16 protein-coding genes are annotated in these 16074 nt (G+C 41.0%); 13 read left to right on the top strand and 3 right to left on the bottom strand.

The window, feature by feature from the left end:
* Positions 1–3: 3 nt before the first annotated feature.
* On the bottom strand, positions 4–579 hold the full coding sequence (locus tag MB380_RS09010; protein WP_253534743.1) for a Maf family nucleotide pyrophosphatase: 576 nt from the start codon (positions 577–579) through the stop codon (positions 4–6).
* A gap of 283 nt (positions 580–862) precedes the next feature.
* Here MB380_RS09010 and MB380_RS09005 point away from each other — a divergent pair, with 283 nt between their 5' ends.
* The 8 genes from MB380_RS09005 to MB380_RS08970 all read left to right on the top strand — a co-directional run bounded on the left by MB380_RS09005 (position 863) and on the right by MB380_RS08970 (position 9155).
* Positions 863–2746, top strand: a complete 1884-nt coding sequence (locus MB380_RS09005; protein ID WP_253534741.1) for a hypothetical protein — start codon at positions 863–865, stop codon at positions 2744–2746.
* Between the two features lie 99 nt (positions 2747–2845).
* Positions 2846–3304, top strand: coding sequence for a MarR family winged helix-turn-helix transcriptional regulator (locus tag MB380_RS09000; RefSeq protein WP_101727864.1), 459 nt, complete (start codon positions 2846–2848; stop codon positions 3302–3304).
* A gap of 110 nt (positions 3305–3414) precedes the next feature.
* A complete protein-coding gene (locus tag MB380_RS08995; RefSeq protein WP_253534739.1) occupies positions 3415–4026 on the top strand; it encodes a YceI family protein in 612 nt (203 codons plus the stop codon).
* A 146-nt stretch (positions 4027–4172) separates the two neighbouring features.
* The gene (locus tag MB380_RS08990; RefSeq protein WP_253534737.1) at positions 4173–5078 is read left to right on the top strand and encodes an SDR family oxidoreductase; all 906 of its coding nucleotides are present in this window, start codon (positions 4173–4175) and stop codon (positions 5076–5078) included.
* Positions 5079–5301: 223 nt separating this feature from the next.
* On the top strand, positions 5302–6492 hold the full coding sequence (locus MB380_RS08985) for a S9 family peptidase (RefSeq protein ID WP_253534735.1): 1191 nt from the start codon (positions 5302–5304) through the stop codon (positions 6490–6492).
* Between the two features lie 27 nt (positions 6493–6519).
* Positions 6520–6837 (top strand): Dabb family protein, encoded by a 318-nt coding sequence (locus tag MB380_RS08980; RefSeq protein ID WP_253534733.1) that lies wholly within the window; start codon positions 6520–6522, stop codon positions 6835–6837.
* Between the two features lie 58 nt (positions 6838–6895).
* On the top strand, positions 6896–8164 hold the full coding sequence (locus MB380_RS08975; protein ID WP_253534731.1) for a WD40 repeat domain-containing protein: 1269 nt from the start codon (positions 6896–6898) through the stop codon (positions 8162–8164).
* Between the two features lie 70 nt (positions 8165–8234).
* Positions 8235–9155: a hydroxypyruvate isomerase family protein gene (locus MB380_RS08970; RefSeq protein WP_253534729.1), complete on the top strand. Its 921-nt coding sequence runs from the start codon at positions 8235–8237 to the stop codon at positions 9153–9155.
* Positions 9156–9223: 68 nt separating this feature from the next.
* On the opposite strand, the gene MB380_RS08965 is transcribed toward MB380_RS08970, so the two are convergent.
* Positions 9224–10012, bottom strand: coding sequence for an HAD family hydrolase (locus tag MB380_RS08965; RefSeq protein WP_253534728.1), 789 nt, complete (start codon positions 10010–10012; stop codon positions 9224–9226).
* 80 nt (positions 10013–10092) lie between these two features.
* On the opposite strand from MB380_RS08965, the gene MB380_RS08960 reads away from it, so the two are divergent.
* Genes MB380_RS08960 through MB380_RS08950 form a run of 3 tightly spaced genes read left to right on the top strand, consistent with a single transcriptional unit; the run spans position 10093 to position 11438 of the window.
* Positions 10093–10518 carry a DUF1801 domain-containing protein gene (locus MB380_RS08960; protein WP_253534726.1) on the top strand — a complete coding sequence of 142 codons (426 nt, stop codon included), beginning with the start codon at positions 10093–10095 and terminating at the stop codon, positions 10516–10518.
* A 3-nt stretch (positions 10519–10521) separates the two neighbouring features.
* Positions 10522–10986 carry a GNAT family N-acetyltransferase gene (locus tag MB380_RS08955; RefSeq protein WP_253534724.1) on the top strand — a complete coding sequence of 155 codons (465 nt, stop codon included), beginning with the start codon at positions 10522–10524 and terminating at the stop codon, positions 10984–10986.
* The gene (locus MB380_RS08950; RefSeq protein ID WP_253534722.1) at positions 10986–11438 is read left to right on the top strand and encodes a GNAT family N-acetyltransferase; all 453 of its coding nucleotides are present in this window, start codon (positions 10986–10988) and stop codon (positions 11436–11438) included. The genes MB380_RS08955 and MB380_RS08950 overlap by 1 nt, the downstream gene beginning before the upstream one ends.
* A 266-nt stretch (positions 11439–11704) precedes the next feature.
* Here the strand turns inward: MB380_RS08950 and MB380_RS08945 are convergent, their stop codons facing one another.
* Entirely contained in the window at positions 11705–14269 is a 2565-nt protein-coding gene (locus MB380_RS08945) for a zinc-dependent metalloprotease (protein WP_253534720.1), read from the bottom strand.
* A gap of 450 nt (positions 14270–14719) precedes the next feature.
* Between MB380_RS08945 and MB380_RS08940 the strand changes: the two genes are divergently transcribed.
* Both MB380_RS08940 and MB380_RS08935 read left to right on the top strand, forming a co-directional pair.
* On the top strand, positions 14720–15238 hold the full coding sequence (locus MB380_RS08940; protein ID WP_253534719.1) for an RNA polymerase sigma factor: 519 nt from the start codon (positions 14720–14722) through the stop codon (positions 15236–15238).
* Positions 15239–15255: 17 nt separating this feature from the next.
* Positions 15256–16047, top strand: a complete 792-nt coding sequence (locus MB380_RS08935) for a HEAT repeat domain-containing protein (protein ID WP_253534717.1) — start codon at positions 15256–15258, stop codon at positions 16045–16047.
* Positions 16048–16074: the final 27 nt, after the last annotated feature.

Genomic DNA, 16074 nt, shown 5'->3' with positions numbered 1-16074 from the left:
AAACTATACAACCATAAACCGCTGAAGCTGCTCATAAACCTTATGAATAGGTAAACCCATAACGGTATAGAACGACCCCTCTATTTTTGTAATACCTATCATACCTATAAAATCCTGCACGCCATAGCTTCCTGCTTTATCAAACGGCTGCCATTTTTGTATGTAATACTCAATTTCCCAATCGCTCAATGGCTTAAAAGTTACATAGGTTGTATCGCTGAAAGTAATTGTTTCTTCGGCTGTCATCATACAAACCCCGGTAATTACCCTGTGCACCTTATTGCTTAAAAGCCTGAGCATCCTTCTGGCATCATCAATACCGGCAGGTTTGTTAATAATTTCGTTGTCAACAATCACAACGGTGTCTGCACATAAAACAATCTCATCAGACAGGGTTTCTCTGAAACACTCGGCCTTGTTTTTGGCCAGATAAGCCGGCACTTCTGCTACTGGCATTTCAGCAGGAAAAACCTCATCTGTTGGTATTACTTTTATTGAGAACCCGAAACCCGCATTGTGCATAATTTCTTTCCGGCGCGGAGAATTGGAAGCCAGTATAAGCGGTTTTGATAATTGCATAATGCTGCACTAAGTAATAAAATGCGAAATAAATAAATACCTGCTACAAAAACGAGCAATTGTAAAAGTTTCGGCGCCTATACAACCTATTTTCTACAATACTCATCTCTTACATAGATAGTTTACGCTCTGGGTACGTTAAAACAAATTAATATGGAAACCCGACAATTAAACCGTATATTTCAATTCTTGAATTAATTCAAACAATTTAATTACAATTCGTATTTACTTACAATGAATAAGCCGCCTTTGCGTTGCTATATGGCCGGCTAATCCAAAACAGATGCTAACATCGGTACTGAAAAAATCGAATCTTTTCAGCATGAAGAATTGGACCTTTATATTTTTATTGGTTTCTCATTACATTTTCGGACAAACCCCAGACTACAGAAAATTTGACAGCGACAAGTCTGCCAAGGATAGTGTCATGTATACCAAACTAAAAACCAGAATGGAGCAAAGCCGGATAGGGAGGCAATTCTATGGTTTTTTGTTTAGAGATGTGTATAATACCAATGCCCTGAAAAACGAAATTAACAAACTGGATGCGAATCCGTTTGAGATATACAAAGGCAAAATAATTGAGAAAGTTACCATAAGGCAGTTAGACATTTTTGGGCCGACAGTGAATGACACCACCCGACGGGGCGACAGATTTGAGCGTTTTCTTAGCAAAAATCTGCACAGAAACACTAGAGAAGGCATTATCAGAAGATCTTTTTTATTATTTGGTGAAGGTGATAAACTTGTGCCGCAATATTTAAAAGATACCGAACGCCTTTTGCGGGCTAACCCTAGTATCCATGACGCACGCATATTGGTAAACCTTAGTGAGACCAGCGAAGAAATGGTTGAAGTTGTAGTATTGGTGCAAGATGTATGGTCTATAAATGTAGATGCCTCTGCCAGCGGCATAAACGATTTCAGATTTGGCATTGAAGACCGGAATTTCCTGGGTACGGGCCATTCATTTCTTAACAGAGCCACCTGGCGGAAAGACGACCCCTACCAGCCCCTGGGTTACAGAAGCATTTATACGATACCCTACATTGGCAAATCATTTGTTACGGGGCAAATGAGCGCTATTTATGAACGAGACCTAAGCCAGTATTCAATCAGGGTATCCCGTCCATTTCTTACAGTAGAAACCAAAAACGCAGGAGCCGTTGAGCTGGGTTATTACAAATTAAGAGAATATAAAAAACTTGGAAACTCGCCAACAGATAAAGAAATGGTTTACCAGACAGGCTATTATTACTCTGACCTGTGGTATGGCCGAGCCTTTAAGCTCAAAAGCTTTAATAATAATCAGAGACTTATTATAGCCGCCCGTAATTTAAGCTACGATTACAAAACAAGACCGGAGGTAAGGGCAGACACCAACAAAATTTACTGGGACCGCAACACAACCCTAATCAGCATTGGTTATTCAACCAGAAATTATAAAAGAGACGTACTTATTTATGGTTTCGGACGAACCGAAGACGTACCAACCGGCAGCCTGCACTCGCTGACAGTAGGCCGCGAAGAAACAGAATTTGGCGGACGCCAATACGCTGCGCTTCAGTATGCCAATGGTACGTATCTGAGCCGTAATCACGGATACCTTTATTTTCTGGCCAGTGCAGGTACTTATTTCAAGAAAAAAACCACCCAACAGGGTATTCTTAGCTTTCAAAGCTATTATTTCAGCCCGTTGATGCGGTTGGGGCAGGTGCAGTCGCGTAATTTTATTAATCTTGGCTTTACTTATGGCATTAACCGCGACCCGGTTGATTATCTGAACATAAGCGGGCAAGACGGCATTATCGGTGTCAACAGTAACGCCCTCATCGGTGACAAACGACTGACGCTAGGGCTGGAATCTGTCTTATTCTCTAAAAAAAGTCTGTTGGGTTTCAGAATAGCGTATTTTACTTTTGCGAATTTCGGCCTGGTAAGTTTGAGCGATTCAAAACTTTTTTCAAGCACTTTGTATAGAGGATACGGTGTGGGCCTCAGGTTCAGAAATGAAAACCTTACTATAAAAACTTTTCAGATTCGTGTTGGCTATTATCCTAATATACCTGCCATTAGCTCAAATCTTCGCTTGGCTTTTGACGGCATCCAGCCACTTCGTCTCCGCGATTTTGACATTTCTGCTCCAACAATCATACCTCTCCGATAATTTTTTTTTCAGATACAGGAACTAAAATTCATTGACACTTGTAATATATGTACTAACATATAATTGAAATACTTTATAACACTCAGTTAGAGAAGAGAGATGTCGATAGAAAAAGACATAAAACAACAAAAACCTTTTAAGAGCCCGTATCAGAAACTGGTAGTGAATATACTGTTTACCAATAACTGGATGAACAGCGACCACATGAATATTCTGAAACCGTTTGACCTGACGGCTCAGCAATACAACGTACTCAGAATTTTGAGGGGGCAATATCCGAATCCGATTACAGTAAACGGAATTATAGACCGGATGCTGGATAAGATGTCTAATGCGTCAAGGCTGGTTGATAAACTTCTGCTGAAGGGTTTGGCTACCAGATGCGACAACAAGGATGACAGACGTGCGTGTGATGTTCGTATCACAGACAAAGGCCTGGAAGTATTAGAAGAAATAGATGTACTGCAGGAAAGCTGGGAGTCGACATTTTCAAACCTGACACCGGAAGAAGCCGAAGCCCTGAGTAATTTACTTGATAAACTCAGAAACAGCCAATAAGCCTAACCAGGAATAGGTCATTAAAACAAGGATGTTATAATCTACTTAATCTATTGATTATAAATAATTTAAATTAATTAATTACTTTTTAAAATTAAATTTCAAAACCAATGAAAATTATCAGAAGTTTATTTACAGTTGCAGTTGCAGGTTTAGTAAGTTTTTCAGCGCTGGCCGATAATGGTAAAAAAGGCCCACAAACATTAAAAGTAGACACCAAAGCCAGCTCTTTTAACTGGATTGGTAAAAAAATTACCGGTGAACACAACGGTACTATCAACATTCAAAGTGGTAGCCTTGCCGTTGATGGCGACAAACTGGTTGGTGGAGATTTTGTAATTGACATCAACAGCATTAAAGTGGTAGACCTGAAAGATGCAGAATACAACGCTAAACTAACAGGCCACCTGAAAGCCCCTGATTTCTTTGATGCAGCAAAATACCCAACAGCCAGCTTTAAAATCACTAAAGCTACACCTAAAGGTGGCGCTAACTATGACATTGCTGGTAACCTTACTATCAATGGTGTTACCCAGGCTATCACGTTTCCTGCTACCGTAAGTGTAGATAAAAAAGGTTCTGCTACTGCTACAGCCAAATTTGAGGTTGACCGCACTAAATTCGGTAGCAAATATGCTTCAAAATCATTCTTTGATGCCATTGGCGACAAAGCTATCCACGATAATTTCCTTGTTGATGTGAAGTTGGTAGCTGCTAAATAATTGTTAGCAGATTTTAGAGTATTCGTTTCGAAAAAGCCACAGATGAATGTTTCATCTGTGGCTTTTTTATTTTAGCTTTACAAAAATTATTTCGCCTAAATTTTTCTTGAAATAATACAAATCAACAATTAAAAACGATACCAAAAATGGCTTATAACGAACCAATGCTGAGAGACGGCGCACTAGAAGGTAAAACCTTTGTGGTAACAGGTGGTGGCACAGGTCTGGGCAAATCAATGACAAAATATTTTCTGCAGTTGGGTGCAAACGTAGTAATAACAAGCCGGAAGCTGAATGTACTGGAAGAAACCGCGCATGAGCTGACCAGCGAAACTGGTGGCAAAATATTACCTATAGCCTGCGATGTGCGCGACTACGGCGCCATTGAAGCCATGAAAGACAAAGCCATTGCCGAATTTGGCAAAGTAGACGGTTTACTAAACAATGCAGCGGGCAACTTTATATCACCTACCGAGCGGCTATCGCACCGCGCCATTGATACTGTTGTAGACATTGTACTAAAAGGAACTTATTACTGCACGCTCGCCTTTGGTAAACACTGGATTGAAACCCAACAAAAGGCAAATGTATTAAGCATTATAACCACCTATAGCTGGACAGGCTCTGCATTTGTTGTGCCATCAGCCATGGCAAAGGCTGGCGTGTTATCAATGACAAGAAGCCTGGCGGTTGAGTGGGCAAAATATGGAATCAGGTTTAATGCCATTGCACCGGGGCCGTTTCCAACCAAAGGTGCATGGGACAGGCTGTTTCCAGTAGATGCATTCCCAGAGCATCTCAGAGAAAGATTTTCAGACTTTGGCAATGTGCCTCTGAAGCGCGTTGGCGAACATCAGGAACTGGCCAATCTGGCTGCTTACCTGTTATCAGATTTTTCTTCCTACATAAACGGAGAAGTGGTAACCATAGACGGTGGCGAATGGCTGAACGGCGCAGGGCAGTTTAACCATCTGGGTGCTATACCTAACGAAATGTGGGATATCATTCAGGCGGCAATCAAGTCGAACACCAAAAGCAAAAAAGACGAGTAAAGGCAACCAAACCTTTTGCCCTGAGCTTACAAGCTGACATGCAATAGCATTTCAGCTTTTTTTGTTCAGAACCGCATTAACACAATGATGATACAGCATTGACAGGCCAGCCGGAAAAAGAAAAACGCAAACCTAAAATACCGATCAAGGCTCAAAAAAGGGGGTTTACGGCTGAGCCTTATCCAATTAATTTAATAACTTTGTCTTGACAATCACTAACAACATGAAAAACAGATTCTTAAAGTATTTCTTTTTATCCATCACACTTGCTGTTTTTACGTGGTCATGCGAAAAAACAACCTCAGAACCCAGTCCGCAGGCTGTTACACTTGTTAGTTCTACCTTAGTTAAAGAATATTCAAAAGACCAGCTTATTGCCTCGCTTGGCACTCAGGGCCAGGCATTTGCCTTATTTATACAAGGTGGCGTAAAGCAATACAAGCTGGTATATAAAACTAAAAATACCGATGGTACCGAGATACAGGCCTCCGGTGCACTGGTTGTGCCGGTAATCTCCAATCGTACGGCAGCGTATCCGTTGGTAAGTTACCAGCATGGCACTATTTTTAATGACAAAGACGCCCCCTCTTACTTTACAAGCGATGGCGAAGGCTCTCTGGTTTCTCTGGTAGCTACTCTGGGTTATATTGTAGCCGCCCCGGATTACATCGGCTATGGCGCAAGCAATAATTTGCCTCATACATACGAACAACGCGAAGGACTGGCCACTGCCAGCCTGGATATGCTACGCGCTGCCAAAGAGTTTATAGCCAAAGAAAAAATAAACTGGAACAACAATCTTTTTTTAGGCGGATACTCAGAGGGTGGTTTTGCAACTTTGGCTTTACAGAAAAAAATAGAAGAAGAAACCACAAACGAGTTTAACTTGAAGGCGTCAAGCTGTGGGGCAGGCGCATACAACAAAACGCTTAGTTTTAAAACCATTGCCTCAACCACCACAGACGGTAACCCGGGCTACAATGCTTCGTACATCTGGGTATTACTTACCTACGACCGCATCTATAAACTTAACAGGCCTTTAACAAGCTATTTTATTGAACCTTACGCAAGCCAGATTCAGAAAGACAAGCAAAACGCAAACATATCGGTAAGTTTTAATACCATTCTGACCGATGCCCTGAAACAAAGTCTTGCAAACGGTTCTGACACCGCATTAATGAATGCAGTAAAAGACAATGATATTTTTGACTGGAAACCCAAAACCCCAACACAACTGGTCCACGGCACCGCTGATACTTATGTACCTTTTTTCAATTCGCAAACCGCTTATGACGCCATGTTGAAAAAAGGAGCCACTAACGTAAAGCTCATAGGTATAAACAATGGCACGCATAGTTCATCTATTGAGTCTTTTCTTACCAGCACCATTTCATTTTTTGCATCCTATCAATAATTAAATAATAAAAAACACTTTTTTGACATGGCTAATCTGAAAAAAGGATTCGTACACACTGTATTTTTCTGGTTAAAAGACAAAACAAATGAGGCAGACCACAAAGAATTGCACGCAGGTTTGCTTGAACTATCAAAAATTGATTTAATTCAGACTGCCTACGTAGGCTTGCCTGCAGATACCAACCGCGCTGTTATTGACTCTTCTTATCAGTTTTCAATCACCTTTGTGTTCGATACCCCAGAGCAACAGGCGGCGTATCAGACCGACCCCGACCACCTTGCTTTTGTTGAAAAATGCTCGCACCTGTGGGAGAAAGTAGTGGTTTATGATGCAGAAAGTTAACAGGGTCTTTTGGTAACCATACCCTTTGTTTTTGCATTAAACCAAAGTTATACTAATTATGAAGAACCTCCTACCCTATGTATTTCTGTTTGTTAGTATTACTTCTTTTTCGCAGAGTTTAGAGTTTGAGGCCAAAGGGTTAATTGCTGTTTCAGATGCAGACCAGGCAGCCTCTGCAATTTTTGATGGCAAATTATATAAAGAAAAAGGAGCAAAAGACGCTTTTGTGTCCATTCGGCTTCCGTTAGGTACGTCTTATGATGACGCCCGCAGCTTTATGGTTTCTACTTCGGTAGTCAACCGTTCCAAAAGTATGGTGGTGTCGCAGAGACATCGTCTTGCCTATGTTTTGGAAAGTCGGGGCATAATCGCCGATAACGTTAATGAAGTAAAAAATATACAGGAAGACCTGCCACCCGGTGGATTTATCTCAGTAATAGATATTGCAGATATCGGTAATCCGAAAGTATTATATAAATTCCCGACGGGCAGAAACCCAGCCGGAATTTCAATGAGCCCTCAGGGCGACTACCTTGCCATCTGTTCAGAAGAAGAAGGAAAAGAGCTTCAGGTTCTGGAGCTAGACCAGAACGGGAAACCCGTCAGGATAATCCATAAACCTCAGGGCTTGCCTTCAGGTAAAATGACAGATGTTAATTGGCATCCGGGGGGTAATTACCTTGCTATTACTCTGGCCGACAAGCGCGAAATTGCTCTGGTAAAAACCACGCGCGATGGGCCAAGTAATAAAATTATCCGCTTGGAATTACAAGGTAAATCGCTCAAGGTCGGTTCTTCTCCCGGTGTCGGGCAGTTTACTGCTGATGGAAAGTTTTTTTTGCTTGTTGACACCAAAAAAGACGAGCATGGCGCAGACGGAGAAGTTTTTATTATCCGTTTTAGTTTGGAGGGTCAGGCAGACCATACGCCTTTAGCACGGATAAAAGTAGGCCAGAACCCCGAAGGCCTGGCGTTAAGCCCAGATGGCAGCCTGGTTGTGGTTGCCAATGCCAGACAAACACATTACCCGTGGCAAAGTGCAGAACTAACCAAAAAGGCCTCTCTAAGTCTTTTGAAGTTGACTTCAGATGGCCGGTTAACCCACATCAGCAACTATGAATTTGACGGAATACTACCCAAAAGTATCTGTTTTGATAAAAGCGGAAAAAATCTGGCTGTTACCGTGTTTGATTATTTTGTATATGCCAAACATTTTGGCGCTGTTGAATTCTGGCGGGTAAAAAACGGAGACAAGCCCACTTTACAAAAACAGGATTTCAAACTTTTTATGCCCAGAGGCTGCCATGATATACAAGCCATCTGGTAAGTGCATGGCACCAGGCAATAGTAATTTCTATTGAACTCTTTTAAAAGCATCTTAATTCAACACTATAACAATGAAACGTAGAAATTTTATTAAAAACACATTTTCAGTAGCAGGGGTTTCGGCCGTTCCGTTTACTGATAAAATTAACTTCTTGGCTGGGCAGAACAATTTCAAGATAAAGTATGCACCACACTTTGGTATGTTCAGGCATTCGGCAGGAGAAGATTTGATAGACCAGCTTAAATTTATGGCCGACGTTGGCTTCACAGCACTTGAAGATAACGGAATGATGGGGCGCACCCCTGAAATGCAAACCAAAATTGGCGAAACAATGGCCAAACTGGGTATGCAAATGGGCGTCTTTGTAGTAGATAAAGGTGGTAATGGCGCCAATACTTTGGCCGCCGGTAAAAAGGAATATATTGACATTTTTCTGAACGGCTGCAAACGTGCAGTTGATGTAGCCAAGCGCTGCAATGCCAAATTTGTTACGGTTGTTCCGGGTGACTTTGAGCGTAACCTGCCCATTGGTGTGCAAACAGGAAACGTTATTGATGCCCTGCGCCGTGGAGCTGAGATTCTTGAACCACACGGCATTGTAATGGTTCTTGAACCGTTGAGCGACTCGCCGAATTTATTTCTGCGTACCTCAGACCAAACCTATGAAATATGCCGGGGTGTCAACAGTCCGTCATGCAAGATATTGTTTGATATCTACCACATGCAAAAAAATGAAGGCCACATTATTCCGCATATTGACTGGACCTGGAGCGAAATTGCCTATTTCCAGATTGGTGATAACCCGGGAAGAAAAGAACCCACAACAGGCGAGATTAACTACAAAAACATTTTCAAGCATGTTTATAACAAAAGCAAGGCCGAAAACAAAACCTTTATTTTTGGTATGGAGCATGGCAATTCAAAACCCGGAAAAGAAGGAGAACAGGCGCTCATAAAAGCGTATCAGGAATCTGACAATTTTGAAATCTGATTCAATAACAATAAAGGGCAGATTGAAACAATTCTTCATCTGCCCTTTATTGTTATTCAGTATGGGTGTTATACCAAACCCATCTCTTTTATGGTTTGCAAAACGCCATTTTCATTATTGGTGTGGCGGGTTACAAAACCAGCCGCTTCCAGAATTTTCGGGTGGGCGTTTTTCATGGCATAACTGTATTTACCTGCTGTCATCATTTCCATATCATTCAGGTAATCGCCAAACACCATCGTTTCTTCAAAAGAAATACCTAATTTCTCCTGAATTTTCCTTATCGCTGTGCCTTTGTTCGCTCCCCAGTCGCTTATATCCAACCAGATTTTCCCGGCAATGGCTACTTTATAATCGTTTTCAAAGGCCTTAAAATGCAGATAACTGTTGGTTTCAGAGTTATTAAAATCGCAGATAGTTACTTTCAGAATCGTGTCTTCTAAATTGGTCAGGTCTTCCACCACTTTTATCCGCTTAAAATAATTTCCGGCTTCGCTCAGAAAACGCTCATCCGTACTTTCAACATAGGCAGAGTTTTTGCCACTTACAATTACATAGCCCTGCTCTACCTTACTGCCTATTTCAATAAACCTGTTGGCTGCGTCCTTGTCAAGGGAGTCAATATGTATCTGCTCATCCTGATACACAACATACGACCCGTTATCGGCCAGAAAAATCAGCTTATCTTTTATTTTTGCAAATTTTTCGGCCAGGTTATAATATTGCCGGCCACTGGCAATAGCAAATATTATTCCGTTATCGGTCAGCTTCTGTTCAATTTCCCAAAATTCTTCATTCAGTTGTTTGTGGTCGTCGAGCAATGTGCCATCCATATCGCTCACTATTAATTTTATCATTCTTCGGTTATAAGTTTATCATACAAAGGTAAGTACAAATATGTTATATTTGTTTCAATTCAACCATTGCTCATAAACTTATGGCAAAGAATAAAACCAGCGAAACAGCAATAAAAGTAGAAGACTTTCTGAACCAGATTACTGAAGAGAAAAGAAAAACGGACGGTTTTCAGCTACTTCAAATCATGTCTCAGCAAACCGGCCTCGAAGCCAGAATGTGGGGGCCATCAATTATAGGCTTTGGCAGTTATCATTACAAATATGATAGCGGGCATGAAGGTGACGCGCCATTGGTTGCTTTTTCGCCGCGAAAAGATGCCATCAGTCTTTATACGTATCTGGACCCCGACAAAAGAGAGGCACTTCTGCAAAAATTAGGTAAGCACAAAACAGGCAAAGGCTGTATTTACATAAAAAATATGGCAGATATTAGCATGGACGTGCTGAGAGAAATGATTGATGAATCCGTAAGGGTCAGCCGATTAAAAGACATTTCTAATAGCTGATTTATGGCCAATATCCATTTAAGGCTTTTAAGGGCAGAAGAAACCCTGCCGTTAGAATTGTTATTATCTGCTGATCCATCAGTAGATGCTATTCAGGTCTATCTGCCCAATTCAAAAGTATACATAGCTGAAACCACAGACAATATTATTGGTGTATATGTGCTTTGTAGTATCAACGCCCAAGAGGCTGAAATTAAAAATATAGCCGTTGATGAAGCACACCAAAGAAAAGGTATAGGTACGCTACTTTTGAAACATGCTATCAGACTTGCCACAGAACAGGGCTTTAAAAAATTGCTGATTGGCACAAGTAATGCCAGTATTGGGCAATTATACTTGTATCAAAAGCTGGGTTTTGAACTCTCTGATATAAAATTCAATTTCTTTATTAACAATTATACTGAACCCATCCTTGAAAACGGCGTTCAGTGTAAACACATGATTATGCTAAGCATGACACTAAAATAATGACTGACCTGAGTTATACCATTACAAGAGTTTTACCCGAAGAATACGACGAACTGCTTGACTTGTGGGAAGCATCTGTAAGAGCCACCCATCATTTTCTGAAAGAAGAGAACATTTTGTTTTTCAAACAAACCATTTATGAACATAACTATTTCGAAATGGTTGAGCTTAATAGTATCAGAAACGAAGGCGGAAAAATTCTTGGTTTTTCAGGCACCATAGACGATAGCCTCGAAATGCTTTTTCTTCACCCCGATGCCATTGGCAAAGGAATCGGTAAAGCATTGTTAAACCATGCAATAGACACACAAAAAATAAGTAAAGTAGATGTAAACGAGCAAAATACCCAAGCCCTTGAGTTTTATCTGCATCATGGATTTACGGTGATTAGCCGGTCTGAACTAGACGGAACCGGTAAGCCTTTTCCGATTTTGCACCTGGAGTTAAGGTGATGCCAATGCTTGCCCAGTCGAATTCTCATTTTTTGCTTTTTATGTATGCTATACAAATAAACTATCTGTTATCAATGCTGCTAATATAAAAGGTGCATTCCTTGATGTGAGACAATTGTATTTTTCAATCTCCTACCATTTAAAAAGTTGATTTTGTGTTATAAAAAGAAATTATTCCTCAAGATAGACACAGTTCAGTTTATACTTATAAAACATAAAAGCGAAGGGTTGCCCCTCCGCTTTTATGTTTTATACTAAATACTATATTATTTAGGGTCTAAAGCTTTCTCAATTCGGCTTAGCACATCCTGTAAATGGTATTTACTCATTTTGTCGGTTGTTAAAGGCAAAGCTGCTTTTATTTCTGCTTTCAATGATTCAAGATTTGCTCTTGCAATTGACGGCAAGTCGGTCTTTTTCAAATCCACCATGCGGGTTTCATAACCGTATGTTACCCCCGGAGGTACCGACATCAACATTGTTGAAGTTGGGTTCAGCAATGAAATTACCTTCTCAACATAAACTTTTTGAAGGTTACGACGATACACATCAATCGCTTTGCGGGTTTTTAACTCTGCCCAGATGCCACCTCGAAGGTCGGTCATCAATTCATCAAGATTATAGTTAGCAGGGTTTGTTGAGCCTGTTTCCATCAACCTTGCGGCACGGTCACCAGCCAAAAGGTTGTTCAAGGTACTCTCCTGAATTGACTTGATGGCTTCAATACCTGTTTCGATATTGATTTTATTTAGAATGGCAGGGTTAATTAACCACGTTGGCGTGGCAAAAACCTGACGGTTCAGGAATGCAACGGCTTCTTTCTGAGTTGCTTTTGGCACCACTTCATATACACTACCTTCCATGTCATAGGTTTTTGGTGTATCATAAACACCACCTACATTTTTGGTAACATGGCCAATATAACGGCGGTATTGACCTACCACGTTGCCATATAGCTCCGATAACTCTTTGTAGAACTCTCCGTCTTCCTTACTCCATTCTGTAAGATTGGGCAATATTCTCTGAAGATTCTTAATACCATAGTCAGAAGCTTTCATGGCATTGTCGCTCAGGTCTTCAGTCTGGTAACGAGGGTCATAAGGGCTTATTTCAGTACCGAATCTCTTGCGAGGGTCTTTGGTTGCCTCTTTTGTTAACTCGTTAAGCAGTTTTTTCTCTTCTTTGGCATCTTTGGCGTCGGCAAAGTATCCGTAACCCCATTTGATAGCCCACTCATCATAATCACCGATACGCGGAAACAAATCTGTTACCCCATCTTCCGGTTGTGCAACATAGTTAAAACGGGCGTAGTCCATAATAGAAGACGTATGTCCGTTTTTAGCCACCCAGTTTTTGTCACGTAGTTTTTCAACCGGCGTAGCAGAGCTGGCACCCATGTTATGGCGAAGACCCAACGTGTGGCCTACCTCGTGCGACGACACAAAACGTACAAGCTCTCCCATCAGCTCATCACTGAAATTTTTGGTTCTGGCACGTGGGTCAACGGCGGCTGTCTGAATCATATACCAGTTACGCAATAAACGCATTACGTTATGATACCAGCCTATGTGGCTTTCAAGAATTTCGCCGCTGCGTGGGTCATGCACGTTTGGTCCGTAAGCATTCTGAATATCAGCCGCAAAATAACGGATAACCGAATAGCGGGCATCTTCCAGGCTCAGGCTGTCTTTTGGGTCAAGGTATTCGCCACGGATAGCGTTTTTCCAACCTGCTTTCTCAAAAGCTTTTTGCCAGTCATCAACACCGGCTTTCAGGTATTTTTGCCACTTTTTAGGTGTGGCCGGGTCTATATAATAAACAATTGGTTTTTTAGGCTCAATTGCTTCACCACGTTTCTGGCGTTCGGCATCTTCTTTGCTTTTTGGCTCTAGTTTCCATCTTACAGCAAAAACTTCGTTGTCTGATTTCTGAGACTCTTCTCCAAATACAGAGTACTGGTTGGCAAAGTACCCTACACGTTGGTCGAAGAATCGTTTACGCATAGGCACTTTAGGCAGCAATATCATTGAGGTATTAAACTCCATAGTTACCACACCTGCATCGCGCGAGGCCGGCAAATACTGGCCAATTTGCGGAATAGGCATTAAAGAAACCGACGGCGGCACTACGCCAAAGGTTTTAACCGTACGGATTTCGGTATTAATTGGGTAAGACCGTATGTGCTGAATATACGAACGGTCTGGCAGCTGCGCCGTAATTTTAAGTAATTGTTTGCTTACAGGGTCTAATGAAAAAATCTGGTTATCAGCCTTGAAGAAATCAGTTACTTCAATTACAGAAACCGTATCTTTCTTAATGGCTTTAATGTCAAATGCACCCACAATTGGGTCGGCGCTTGAGTTTCTTACGGCCTGAAAAATAGGCTTGGTGCTATCAGGACTTGACATAACGATAGAGATAGAACGTAAGAAAATCTTATTGTCTGGTCCTTTCTCCCATCTGATCATCTGACGGTTCACTTCTTCTCCACCAAAGATACCACCACCGGCGGCAGTTTTAGAATAACGCGTAACCGTCATTATGTCACGGCCCAGCAGGGTATCGGCAATTTCAAAGAAGTACTTCTCATCAATTTTATGCACCGTTATCAATCCTTTGCTGGTTTTGGCCTTATCAGTAATTACATCTTTGTAAGGTTTCGGCCCTGGTTTGGGGGTTTCGGCAGGTTTAACTACAGGAGGTGTTGCGGTTGGCGTCTGGGTAGTTTTTGCAGGTTCTTCTTTTTTCTTGTCGTCCTTCTTCTGGGCATTCCCCGTCAGGGTCATACCAAAAATGGCACAGGGTACAAGTGCAAGGCGTAATAATTTCATAATTAATTAATAATAGTGTGATGAAAAAAATTTCATAAATGTAAGTGAAGAGAAAGAATAATTTTTTAAATGTTGATGAATTAATTTGAATATGAGACCAAATACCAAATTTGCAGTAAATTTTACTTTGTGGCATCAACTAATTTGTGAAATGGTTGTCTTGAACTCTGCCGTGACGGTGAACCGTTTTACCAGATTAAATGATTACACTGATTGGCATTAAAGTAAATTTGTTTTGGTATGTAATTAATACCTGCTTCAATCGTCTTAACAATAATCAGGTTAAAATGCATGTAGTCAACTAAATCATTCAATCAGGTAAAACGGTACGCCGTCGCGGCAGAGTTCAGGCAATGTTCAAGAAATAACAAAAATATTTTCAGAATCGCTGTAACCTTTTACCTGTACCCAAGTAATCATATTCAGAAACCTAAAACGAAAAAGCTCTCTATGACAGACGAAGCAGCTATGCAACTGGTAGCCGGAGGCGACTTGGATAAGGCTGCGATTTTGTACGAAAGATACAAACGCCCATTATATAATTTTTATTTAAGATTTGGTGTAGAGCGTGATTCGAGTCAGGATTTGACTCAGCAGGTTTTCTATCGTATCATTCATTACCGGCAAAGCTATAAAGATGGTTACGAGTTCAGAACATGGATATACCGGATAGCCAGAAATATTTACCACGATTACCTGAAAGAGCAATCGCACAACCACAAAGATTTAAACGAAAACTTTGACTTAGCCGAAGAAGAAAATTATGATGATGAACAATACCTTTTAATTCAGAAAGCCTTAAAAAAAATACCACAGGAGTACCAGGAAGTACTAAGGTTGAGCAGATATGAAGACCTGAAATACGAAGAAATTGCCGACGTACTCAATATTTCGGTGTCGTTGGTAAAAGTACGGGTGCACAGAGGTTTAAAACAATTAAAAGAAGAATTTTTAAAATTAAATTACTAATTAGGAGGAATGTGGATATGGAACAATTATTTGCCGATTACCTGGATAATAAACTGACAACTAAACAAAAGCAGGAACTTGAAACCCTGTTGGCAGACAACGAATCGCTCAGGGCTGAGTTTGAAGAACTCAAAGCATTTTATCATGATATGCCTCAGCCCGAAGCACATGAGCCCGACGCTAACCTTGACCTTGGCTTCTATATGATGCTTGAAAAAGAAAAAGGAGCCGAACAAAAAAGAAAAGAGAAAGCACAAAAGGGAAATATGCGCGTTAGCTGGTTAAACTCGCCAGCACTAAAATACGCCGCCGGAGTTGTATTTTTATTAGGAATTTTTCTGATAGGCCGCAAAACAGCTGACAAAGACCTGGGAGATTTAAAGGAACTTACACAGCTAAAAAGAGATGTTGAAGAAACCAAAGAACTGGTAATGCTGTCGATGTTAAAGCGGGAGTCGGCCTCTGAAAGAATCCAGGCAGTTAATTACTCATACGACATTAATAAGCCCGACACTGAGGTACTAAAAGCGTTGGTTAAAACACTGAATAATGACCCGAATATAAATGTGCGCACGGCAGCAGCAGAGGCGCTGTCGCACTTCGGAGATGAGAAAGTAGCGCGTGATGCCCTGATACAAACACTGCTTACGCAGCAAGAGCCAACATTACAAATAACCGTGATTGATATACTGGCTAACCTTGGCGATAAACGCGCCGTAAAACCATTACAAAAGCTATTACAAAATAATGAAACCGAAGACTTTGTTAAACGGAAAGCACAGGAAAGCGTAAAAGTGTTAAGCATGTAATATTGCCCACTTTATGAATCAGCAATA

This window comes from Emticicia sp. 21SJ11W-3 (assembly GCF_024138715.1).
In the GTDB taxonomy this organism is placed as follows: Bacteria; Bacteroidota; Bacteroidia; order Cytophagales; family Spirosomataceae; genus Emticicia; species Emticicia fluvialis.
Note: the sequence above shows the minus strand (reverse complement) of the source record. Positions and strands in the feature narration are given on the sequence as shown.

What these genes read in the sequence shown, in the direction of transcription:
- MB380_RS09010 (WP_253534743.1), bottom strand. Translation starts at nt 579, where the DNA reads ATGCAATTATCAAAACCGCTTATACTGGCTTCCAATTCTCCGCGCCGG.
- MB380_RS09005 (WP_253534741.1), top strand. Translation starts at nt 863, where the DNA reads ATGCTAACATCGGTACTGAAAAAATCGAATCTTTTCAGCATGAAGAAT.
- MB380_RS09000 (WP_101727864.1), top strand. Translation starts at nt 2,846, where the DNA reads ATGTCGATAGAAAAAGACATAAAACAACAAAAACCTTTTAAGAGCCCG.
- MB380_RS08995 (WP_253534739.1), top strand. Translation starts at nt 3,415, where the DNA reads ATGAAAATTATCAGAAGTTTATTTACAGTTGCAGTTGCAGGTTTAGTA.
- MB380_RS08990 (WP_253534737.1), top strand. Translation starts at nt 4,173, where the DNA reads ATGGCTTATAACGAACCAATGCTGAGAGACGGCGCACTAGAAGGTAAA.
- MB380_RS08985 (WP_253534735.1), top strand. Translation starts at nt 5,302, where the DNA reads ATGAAAAACAGATTCTTAAAGTATTTCTTTTTATCCATCACACTTGCT.
- MB380_RS08980 (WP_253534733.1), top strand. Translation starts at nt 6,520, where the DNA reads ATGGCTAATCTGAAAAAAGGATTCGTACACACTGTATTTTTCTGGTTA.
- MB380_RS08975 (WP_253534731.1), top strand. Translation starts at nt 6,896, where the DNA reads ATGAAGAACCTCCTACCCTATGTATTTCTGTTTGTTAGTATTACTTCT.
- MB380_RS08970 (WP_253534729.1), top strand. Translation starts at nt 8,235, where the DNA reads ATGAAACGTAGAAATTTTATTAAAAACACATTTTCAGTAGCAGGGGTT.
- MB380_RS08965 (WP_253534728.1), bottom strand. Translation starts at nt 10,012, where the DNA reads ATGATAAAATTAATAGTGAGCGATATGGATGGCACATTGCTCGACGAC.
- MB380_RS08960 (WP_253534726.1), top strand. Translation starts at nt 10,093, where the DNA reads ATGGCAAAGAATAAAACCAGCGAAACAGCAATAAAAGTAGAAGACTTT.
- MB380_RS08955 (WP_253534724.1), top strand. Translation starts at nt 10,522, where the DNA reads ATGGCCAATATCCATTTAAGGCTTTTAAGGGCAGAAGAAACCCTGCCG.
- MB380_RS08950 (WP_253534722.1), top strand. Translation starts at nt 10,986, where the DNA reads ATGACTGACCTGAGTTATACCATTACAAGAGTTTTACCCGAAGAATAC.
- MB380_RS08945 (WP_253534720.1), bottom strand. Translation starts at nt 14,269, where the DNA reads ATGAAATTATTACGCCTTGCACTTGTACCCTGTGCCATTTTTGGTATG.
- MB380_RS08940 (WP_253534719.1), top strand. Translation starts at nt 14,720, where the DNA reads ATGACAGACGAAGCAGCTATGCAACTGGTAGCCGGAGGCGACTTGGAT.
- MB380_RS08935 (WP_253534717.1), top strand. Translation starts at nt 15,256, where the DNA reads ATGGAACAATTATTTGCCGATTACCTGGATAATAAACTGACAACTAAA.